The sequence below is a fragment of the Streptomyces sp. NPDC050264 genome (assembly GCF_040655895.1).
Classification (GTDB): Bacteria; Actinomycetota; Actinomycetes; order Streptomycetales; family Streptomycetaceae; genus Streptomyces.
Genome location: NZ_JBFAKV010000022.1, coordinates 176,942 through 185,616, shown reverse-complemented (window position 1 = coordinate 185,616; position 8,675 = coordinate 176,942). Strand labels below are relative to the sequence as shown.

At 68.6% G+C, this 8,675-nt stretch carries 6 protein-coding genes and 2 pseudogenes; 1 reads left to right on the top strand and 7 read right to left on the bottom strand.

The features are described 5' to 3' along the window. The 5 genes and pseudogenes from AB0J02_RS32475 to AB0J02_RS32455 all read right to left on the bottom strand — a co-directional run. Positions 1-205: pseudogene (locus AB0J02_RS32475) on the bottom strand (lamin tail domain-containing protein); the annotation flags it as partial. Positions 206-1,019: 814 nt separating this feature from the next. Beyond that, on the bottom strand, positions 1,020-1,730 hold the full coding sequence (locus tag AB0J02_RS32470) for an ANTAR domain-containing protein (protein ID WP_363197401.1): 711 nt from the start codon (positions 1,728-1,730) through the stop codon (positions 1,020-1,022). A gap of 73 nt (positions 1,731-1,803) precedes the next feature. Beyond that, positions 1,804-2,547, bottom strand: a complete 744-nt coding sequence (locus tag AB0J02_RS32465) for a GAF and ANTAR domain-containing protein (protein WP_363197400.1) — start codon at positions 2,545-2,547, stop codon at positions 1,804-1,806. A gap of 496 nt (positions 2,548-3,043) precedes the next feature. Further along, positions 3,044-3,529, bottom strand: a complete 486-nt coding sequence (locus AB0J02_RS32460; protein WP_363197408.1) for a GAF and ANTAR domain-containing protein — start codon at positions 3,527-3,529, stop codon at positions 3,044-3,046. Continuing rightward, positions 3,495-3,662 (bottom strand): hypothetical protein, encoded by a 168-nt coding sequence (locus AB0J02_RS32455; protein ID WP_363197399.1) that lies wholly within the window; start codon positions 3,660-3,662, stop codon positions 3,495-3,497. The genes AB0J02_RS32460 and AB0J02_RS32455 overlap by 35 nt, the downstream gene beginning before the upstream one ends. Positions 3,663-3,824: 162 nt before the next feature. On the opposite strand from AB0J02_RS32455, the pseudogene AB0J02_RS32450 reads away from it, so the two are divergent. Then, positions 3,825-5,172: pseudogene (locus AB0J02_RS32450) on the top strand (TIM-barrel domain-containing protein); the annotation flags it as partial. Between the two features lie 66 nt (positions 5,173-5,238). On the opposite strand, the gene AB0J02_RS32445 reads toward AB0J02_RS32450, so the two are convergent. Then, the gene (locus AB0J02_RS32445; protein WP_363197398.1) at positions 5,239-6,351 is read right to left on the bottom strand and encodes a hypothetical protein; all 1,113 of its coding nucleotides are present in this window, start codon (positions 6,349-6,351) and stop codon (positions 5,239-5,241) included. A gap of 46 nt (positions 6,352-6,397) precedes the next feature. Next, complete coding sequence (locus tag AB0J02_RS32440) at positions 6,398-8,647, bottom strand: hypothetical protein (RefSeq protein ID WP_363197397.1); 2,250 nt, start codon at positions 8,645-8,647, stop codon at positions 6,398-6,400. Between the last annotated feature and the right edge of the window lie 28 nt (positions 8,648-8,675).

The window sequence follows — 8,675 nt, the reverse complement described above, 5'->3', positions numbered from 1 at the left end:
TCACTTCCACCCACTCGGCGTTCAGGCTGCGGTTGGAGTGGTCGTCGTGGCCGCGCCCCTTGTACTGGACCTCGCCGATGACGACGGAGGACCGGTGCGGTGCCCTGTGCCCGTCGGCGACGGCCGGCACGGCTGCCACCCCGATGATGACGCCGGATGCCAGGATCGCCGCGGCGATACGGCGGGTGTGGCGTGCAACGGACATGAGCGCCCCCTCGAGAACATGACCAGCGGCCCCAGTACAGCGGGACGCCGGGCGATGCGGATCTTCCGGCGTGCTACCGGGAGATCCACACTGTGAACCCCGGCGGGGGCCAGTGGGGGCGAACCTGAGGGTTTTTCTGGATACGGATATTTCCGTAACACTCGCTTGTATCCGGCATCAACTATGAAGGTAGGGTTCTCAAACATCGCTGCATGCAGCACCGACCCTTTGAAAACTCAATAACAAGCGGTTACTGACCACGAGGCCGATGCCCTGAGCAGCCCCTTCACCGGGATGGAATCCGGTAACGGCCTTTCACCCTCAGCATTCGCACACGGGCGCCAAAACTGCTCTGGCAAGCGAATTCCCATGACCCCGCACCACACCCGCTGGGGTGGTCGACCGGGCGCGCCGTCCTGGCTCCAGGCATCAGCGGTCGCAGCGTCGGACCCGGACTCGGCCCGGGGGCGGAAAAGGATGGTGATGATCCGCGACTGGCAGCGACGCGAAGTGTCGTGCCGGATGGGGCCCGCGCACTGCTCACGCGGGCCGGCCGTCGGCACCCCCGCACGCACCACCATTTGGGCCGACTCCGCCTACCGAGGACGGTTCACAGAGAGGGCCGAGTCCGACGATTCGGTCATCGAAGCCCGTACCGGCGGCGTCGCTCCCGGCATCGCGTGTTGCCGCCTTCGCGATGCGGTCGGCGGCTTCCCCGCCCACCGAAGTGTGTCGCCGTGATCCCTGGTAGTAACGGCCCTCGCCCGGCCGTGACCGGCTTCGAGGGGGAGAGAACGCTCGCGTCGGCTGTCGGTCAGGGCTGTGGAGTGCCGTCGTCGTCGAGGCGCAGGCGGCGCCCGAGCACCTCGCGGGCAGCGTCGAGGAGGGGTGTGTCGTGGCTGAAGGCGTGCCCGCGCAGGCGGATCAGGGCGTGGTCGCAGCTGATGTGGAGTTGGGCGGAGAGCATGCCGGTGGCCTGGTGGACTTCGGCGAAGTGGAGGCCCGGGTCGTCCAGCAGCGCGGTGTCCGAGAGGTCGGCGTGCGCGGCGGTGGCGATGGCGAGTTGGGCAAGGGTGTCGGCCAGCCCGAAGGCATCGGTGAGCTGGTCGGTGGACATCGGCCCGGGGCGGGTGCGGTACCCGGTGAGCGCACCCAGCCCGATGATCCCGATGCACACGGGGAAGGCGAACACGGCATGTATGTCGAGGGCTTCGACGGCGGCGAGCAGGCCGGCCCACCTCTCACCGGTGAACTCGGCGACGTCGGGGACGAGCACCAGAGCTCCGTGGTGGGCGGCGTCCAGGCTGGGGCCCTGGCCCTGGACCTGCTGGAGGTCTTCCAGTGCGAGTGTGTGCTCGCCGTGGGACTGCACGAGTTCGGCCGGGCCGTCGCTGGGGGACAGCAGCAGGGCCAGTCCGTCCAGGCCCAGCATGTCGGCGAAGGCCGCCAGGGGCAGCGGCGCCGTGCCCGGGCCGGTGTGGGAGCTGAGGGAACGCAGGTAGGCGGTCATGACCGGATGGGTCACCGGGGCCGCCCCCTTCCGGGTGTAGTGCAGAGCCGGATGCCCGTTCGCCCGTCCCTGTCAGGGCAGGGGCTTCTCACTGACCGTGCCGGCGCAGGATCGAGGGATCGACGGTGCCCAGCAACACCTGCCGGGCGAGTTCGGTCAGCCGCAGATGAGAGGAGCGCGCATGGCCGCGCAGGCGGACGAAGGCCTCCTCGACATCCGTGTCGAGGCGGTGCGCGAGGTAGCCCTTGGCCTGCTCGATGATGATGCGGGAATCCAGGGCCATCTGCAGCTGTGCGTTCACTGTCATCTGCTCACTTACCGCCCGCTGCTGCAGGATGCCGATGGTGGCGGTGTCGGCCAGCGCCTGCCCCAGCCGTAGCTGGGAGGTGCCCAGCGGGCCGGGCCGGTCACGGAACAGGCCCAGGGCCCCGATCACCTGATCGTGCAACCGCAGCGGGCACGCCACCACCGAGGTGAACCCCAGATGTACGGCCCGCGGCGCGAACCCGGGCCACCGCTCCCGCGCCTCCGGCGTATCCAGCGGTACGTCAGGCACCACCATCTTGGTGCGGAAACAGTCCGGGCACGGACCCTCGTCCCACTCGATAACGGCCGCTTCCAGCCTGCCGGTGCGCTCATCGGTCGCGGCCACGTTCACCAGCCGGCCACCGCTGGTGGCCAGCAGGACGCCGGCAGCCGCCACGTCCAACAGATGCACGCAGTGCTCGGCCAGCGTCTGCAGGAAGTTGATGACGTCGAAGTCCTGCACCAGCGTGTCGGCCAAGTCGACGAACGCCACCGCCAGTTCCTCTTCACGCGGCAGTTCGGCCATGATCCCCGCCCACTTCCAAAAGTGCCTCGAAACACCCTCTCGCCACACCACTGACGCTCTGTGCCCCACTCTCCTCCGCGCCTGTCGTCAACGCCAGGTCACTTGCCCCATACAGACGAACGGCCAGGGCTGCGGCAACTCGGCGCCGGCAAGGTAGAGGGCCGCCGTGCACAGTGGGCAGACGCCGTGCGTCCTGCCCTGCGGTCCGGAAAGGACAGATCGGTCCCTCCTGTACCGCGAAGGAGTACAGCTCACACCAAGCGTGTGTGCTCGCTGCCCCGGCTACTCCCGGGGGCGATGCCTGCTGCTGCTTCTGGGCCAACTCCCCCCGGGCCGCCGGGCTGTCGCTCCGCGTGGCCCGACACGCGAGGTGTGGCAGCCGCACAAGGGGGGACTCGACCAAGACGGCGCCGGTTCAGTAACGAACTCCCGCGGGGCTGCCGCGCCGAGGCCCTCCCCGTTCGGACCGGAGCCGGGAGAGCCGTCCCCGCCCGTGTTAACAACGCTCGTGATCAATACACCTAGGGCCTGGCTCGCACAACTGACGGGCTGTCTCACGCAGTTTCACGTTCTGAGTCTGCGAGGAGCGGCGCAGTACATCGAAGGCTTGACGTTCGTCGACGTGGCGCTCGGCCATCACGATGCCCATGGCCTCGCCGATCACGTGGCGGGTCTCGACCGCCTGCCGCATCTGGGCGTGGTCCCGGGCGCCGGAGCAGGCGATCGCCGCGTGCGAGGCCAGCAGCCAGCCGGCGGTCTCGCTGATCTCGGTGAACGCGCCGGTCTTTCGGGAGTAGAAGTTCAGGGCGCCCAGGTCGTGTTCGTGCTCGGTGTACAGCAGAAAGCCCATTATGCTGCCGGTCCCCAGCGCGTGGGCCTGCGGAGCGTAGGCGCGCCAGCGTACGACCTCGGTGGTCAGATCTTCGATACGGAAGACGGGGTGCCCTTCACAGGCGGCGCCGAAGCAGGGGCCCTCGCCCAGCTGTTCCCCGTTCTCCGGAGAGGTCCGAGGCGAGCAGCGCCTTGGCGACGCCGGGCACGTGCGCGAGGTTCGCCGGGCCGCCGACCGCGCCGATCCCCTCGGCCCCGGCGCGCGCCGCGAGCTGCACGGCCATGGCGCCGGACGCGCCGGTGCCCCTCCGCGCTCTGCGGACTCCGCGCCCCAGAATGCTGAACTCCCGTCATTCGACGCCCTGTTGTAGACACCACGTAAGCCGGCGTGGTCTCATGCCCAGTGCGTGATCTCCCACCATGAAGTCGGGCGCCAGTGTCGAGGAAACTGCTACACCTTCGACTTCGGGGACCCGGACCAGCTCAAGGCCTACATGGACCTGCACAGGGCCATGGACCGGCAGGGCAACGACTTCTGGTGGCTGGACTGGTGCTGCGACGCGTCCCCGTCGTCGATGCAGGGCGTGACTCCGGACGCCTGGATCAACCAGCAGTACGCCGACTCCACCGCCAGGACGCTCGGCCGGGGACTCGTCCTCTCTCGCGCCTACGGTTCACTACAGGCCGGTGGGTACAGCGGCCAGCAGGCGCTGCCGACGGGCCCGTGGGCGGACGAGCGCTCCACCGTCCACTTCAGCGGTGACACCTCCTCCACCTGGGGCATGCTGAAGTTCGAGGTCGGCTACACCCCGGGTGAGTCCGCGGCGACCGGGATGGCGGCCGTCACCCACGACATCGGCGGCCACAACGACACGACGGGGCTGACCGGTTCGGAGACGTACGACGACAACGGCACGCCCCGCACCACCCACAAACTGCCCGACGATCTGTACGCCCGCTGGGTGCAGTTCGGAGCCTTCCAGCCGATCGACCGACTGCACAGCAACCACAGCGACCGGCTGCCCTGGCAGTACGGCACGGCGGCGCGGAAGTCGGCCGATGCGTTCCTCAACCTCCGCGAGAAACTGGTTCCGTACACCTACACGCTCGCCGAGGAGGCCCACCGCACCGGCCTGCCGATCGTGCGCCCCACCTACCTGGAGTATCCCGACGAGCCCCAGGCTTACGCCGCGGCGGACAGCGAGTACTTCTACGGATCCGACGTACTGGTCGCCCCGGTGACCACACCCGGAAACTCCGCCACCACGTCGGTGTGGTTCCCGCCCGGTGAGTGGACCGACTACTTCACCGGCAAGACGTACACCGGCGGGACCACCCACGACGTCACCACCGGCCTCGACTCCATGCCGGTGTTCATCAAGGCCGGCGGCATCCTGCCCACACGCTCCCACAACGTCACCGACCACGACCGCCCCCCTGACCGACGTCACGCTCTCCGTCGCGAACGGCGCCTCGGGCTCGTACAGCCTCTACGAGGACGACGGGACAACGGCGCAGAAGACCAAGAAGGCCACGACGCGCATCCGCTACGACCAGAAGGGATCGCACCGCACCGTGTCGATCGACCCGGCGAAGGGTTCCCTCCCGGGCCAGGTGCAGAACCGCCGCTGGACCCTCGCACTTCTGGGGACCCCCACCGCACCCGAGGAAGTCACCGCACGCGGGGTCCGGCTGGGCCCGGACGCGTACGACTGGGACAGCGCCACGGGGGTTCTCACCGTCAAACTCCCGCGCCACAGCGTGCATGCGCCGATCACCGTCGACGTCCGATAGCGGGCCGGCTCCGAAGACAACCAGAACCACCGCACCCTCGACCACGCCGACAAGTCGCCGGCGGCTCTACTCGGTGGAGAGAGCCGCACGGGGGCACCCATAGGAGGCGGCCGTGCTGTCCAGGAAGTTCTGGAACGTCGTCTGCTTGAGTGTCACCGCTGTCGACGCCGGGTCGCCGGCCCGGCGGGCGCGGTCCATGAGGAGGCTCTCGTACTCGGGGTTCCAGCGGGCCGCGAAATAGACGTCGGACTTCGCACAGTGGAGCAGGGCCTGGTTCGTTGTCGCGCTCCCCTTGCCGCCGGGGAGCTTGTCGAACGCCTCGGAGTCGTTGCGGACGGCTTCGAGTGTCGTCGGGTCCGTTGTCGCCGCGAAAGACAGCCTGGCGTCGCTCGTGCCGGAGAGCGCCAGGTCGCAGGCCCAGGTGTGCGCAGTGGCGCGGTTGACCTGTTCGGTGCCCGGTTCTGCCGCGCCGGCGTGGAGCGTGGCGGCAGGCAGGGAGAAGTCCTTGAGTCCGCAGACGGCGCGGGCGTTCGTGTCCTTGGGGTCGGACGGTGCGGCGAGCGCGGACGGTCGCGGCGGTGCGGGCTTCGCGCATCCGGCGTCGGTCGCGACCTTTTGCGCCATGCCGGTCAGGAGCCGTGCGAGGGCGGCAGGGTCGGCGGACCCTTCGTCCATGGCCGCCTCCACCGTGGTGACCGCGCCGTCGTCCGGAACGACGATCCGGCTGCCCTGGAAGGCGCCGACCTTGCCCCAGCACGCCTTCGGCAGGACGACGTAACCACCTGTTCCGGACACGGCACCGGTGGCGCCGTCCTTGAAGTAGGACCGTGACGCAGGGTCCTTCCACACGGCGGTGGTGAACGGGAACGATCCGCTCTCGGTGCCTGTCCTGAGGGTCAGGCGCTGGTTCTGCGCGCCGATGAAGCGGCTCGTGCGCTCGATGGCGCAGCGGAACTCCGGCCGTTCGGAACCCGTCCCCACCTGCGTGGTCACCGCCGAGATCCGGCCCGCGGAGTCGAGGACGGATCCGACGTCCCGCGAGGCCAGCTGTCCGTCGCAGTACGCGTCGTCGCCGAATACGTCGGTGTTCCACCAGCAGTACAGCGAGGTGAGTGCGAGGAGCACGACGAGCGTGCCGAGGGTGGGGACAGCCCGCTTCTTGTAGGTCTGTGTGGTCATGGTGGTGCTGGGGCTCCTTGCCGAGGATGCGGGGGCTGCCGACCGGTCAGTTGCGGGAGCGCAGGGCCTCGTACGCTATCTGGCGGCCGTCGACGTAGCTCTGCCTGGCCTCGCCCTGCGCACCGCCGACCGTGTTCTGGTCCATGTGCTGCTCCTGGCCCCATTGGGTGAAGTACCGGTCGAGGCCGTCCTGGGCGACGTCGTTGTTGCGGCTGAGTTCCTCCTTCGACAGCGCTCCTTCCTCTTCCTGCACGCCGGCCAGCCAGTTGTTGAGGCCGATGTCGACCAGGCGCTGGGCGCCGTCACCGATGACCGGGATGCCCGTGATCGCGCCGCCGCCGATGTGGTAGCCGTAGAAGCGCTCGTCCGTGGCGTCGCTGATCTTGTCATCGTGGACGTCCATCTTCACGTCGCCGCCCACCGCGTTCAGTGCCCCCATGACCTCGCCGTATTTGCGGGCCTGGTTGTCGACGGCGGTGTCGTTGGGGTAGTCGCCGGTCGTCATCTGCTCGGCCATGTAGCCCTGTTGGGCCTGGTAGACACGCTCGAAGTTGTCGGTGTCGTCGGCTTCTGACACGCCGCGCATCATGCGGATGAGGCTGCTGCGGCTGTTCTGGATCCGGGAGTCGTCGCCGTTCCCGAGCGGGTCCGCCTTGCCGGCCCGCCCTCCCGCGGCGTCGCCGTCGATCGTGTCGACGATGTCGGGCGAGTAGTCGGCGAGGGCCGCCGACAGGGGCTTGCGCAGCGCCGCGTACTCGTCCTCGGCGAGCAGTTCGTCGGCCTTGCCCACGCGCGGGTGGTCCGGGTCCTCGCCGGTCTTGCCGTCGGCGGAGCCGTAGTCGAGGTAGTTGACCGTGTCGTGCATGACGCGGGCCTGGGCCTCGGTGTGCCGTCCGAGCTCGGTGCCCGTGCTGCCCGGAGCGTTCCCGGTGGCGCCGGCCTCGATGGCGAGGCCGAGGCCGGCGCGGACGTCCTTGTCGAAGATGTCCTCGCCGGTGTGCTCGATGTTCCCGGTCCAGTTGGATGTGTCGACGTGGTTCCAGTCGCGTTCGGTGAGCAGGTACTTGAGGGTGTCGTTCTTGTCGCCGGGGCCGGGGTCGAGGTAACTCGTGGCGGTGGCCGGGTCCTTGGCCATGATGCCGAGGACGCCGTCGAGCGGGTCGTTGGCGAACCAGCCGTCCTCCTTGCCGCTGAAGTCGCCGCGCAGGTCCCACACGTCCGGGTCTCCGCCCTGCCCCTTGTCCTCTGCGGCGCGCATGTCGTCGGCCATGTCCTTGAGGAACTGGCCGGAGTAGCCGTCCCCCTGCTGCATGAGGGTGACCAGGCTCTGGTAGCCGCGCACTTGTTGTCCGTGCCCGGTGCCCACCTGGATCTTGTCCCCGGCGACATCCAGGTCGTACTGCCGCACGCCCGCCTTCTGCAGGTCGGCGCGGAACTTCTTGTAGAACGGCGATTTCGTGTCGTCGGTGGCCAGGGCGAGGGAGGCGGCCAGGTCGTCCTGAAGTCCCGCGTACGCGCCCTTGTTCTTGCCCGAATGGCTCAGGTCGGCCAGCTTGTTGGCGAACTTGATGGTGCCCGATGCTCCCAGGTCGTTGAGGAACATCTGGTGGAACTCCTTGTTCTTGGCGTTGTCGCGGAACGCCCGCTGAGCCTCCTGGATGTCCTGGGGGCTCGCGTCACCGGAGTTGATACGGGTCGCGATGTCGGCGAGTTCGTCGGCCTCGTACGCCTCGATGTCGTCCTTGGCGCCGCCGTTGAAGCCGTTCGGCGTCCCGTCCCCGCTGTCCGAGTCGATCACCACCGCGGTGAAGGCGATCTCGACGCCCTTGTCCGCGTCGTCCACCGCCCGCACCGCGTTGTCGATCCGGTCCTGCCAGGAACCGACCGCCTCGTGCATGCTCCGCTGGTAGTCCGGGTCGTGGTGCAGCGCGTTCTTCTCGCTGTCGGTGAGCTTCTTGTAGTCGTACGTGACCACGCCCTGTTCGGACACCTTCATGCCCGCCGCGACCGCCTCGTCCCGCTCCGCCTCGAGCTTGCCCTTCAGGTCGGAGTACTGCGTGTGCGCGTCCCGCAGCAGGGAGGCGACGGCTTTGGCCTCCTTCTGCGCGTACTGATACTCCCGCAGCGTGATGTCGAAGCCGATCCGGGCGGCGTCCACGCTCAGCCCCTGCCAGCCGGAGCCCATCGAGATGCTGTGCACGTCATCGCGGTAGGCGACCTCCTGCTTGTGGAACTTCCCCGCCATCTCGTCCCATTGGTCGGCCGCGGTGGTGAGCGTGGACAGAGTGGTGGTCATGATCTCGTGGTACGTAGGCACAGCGGTT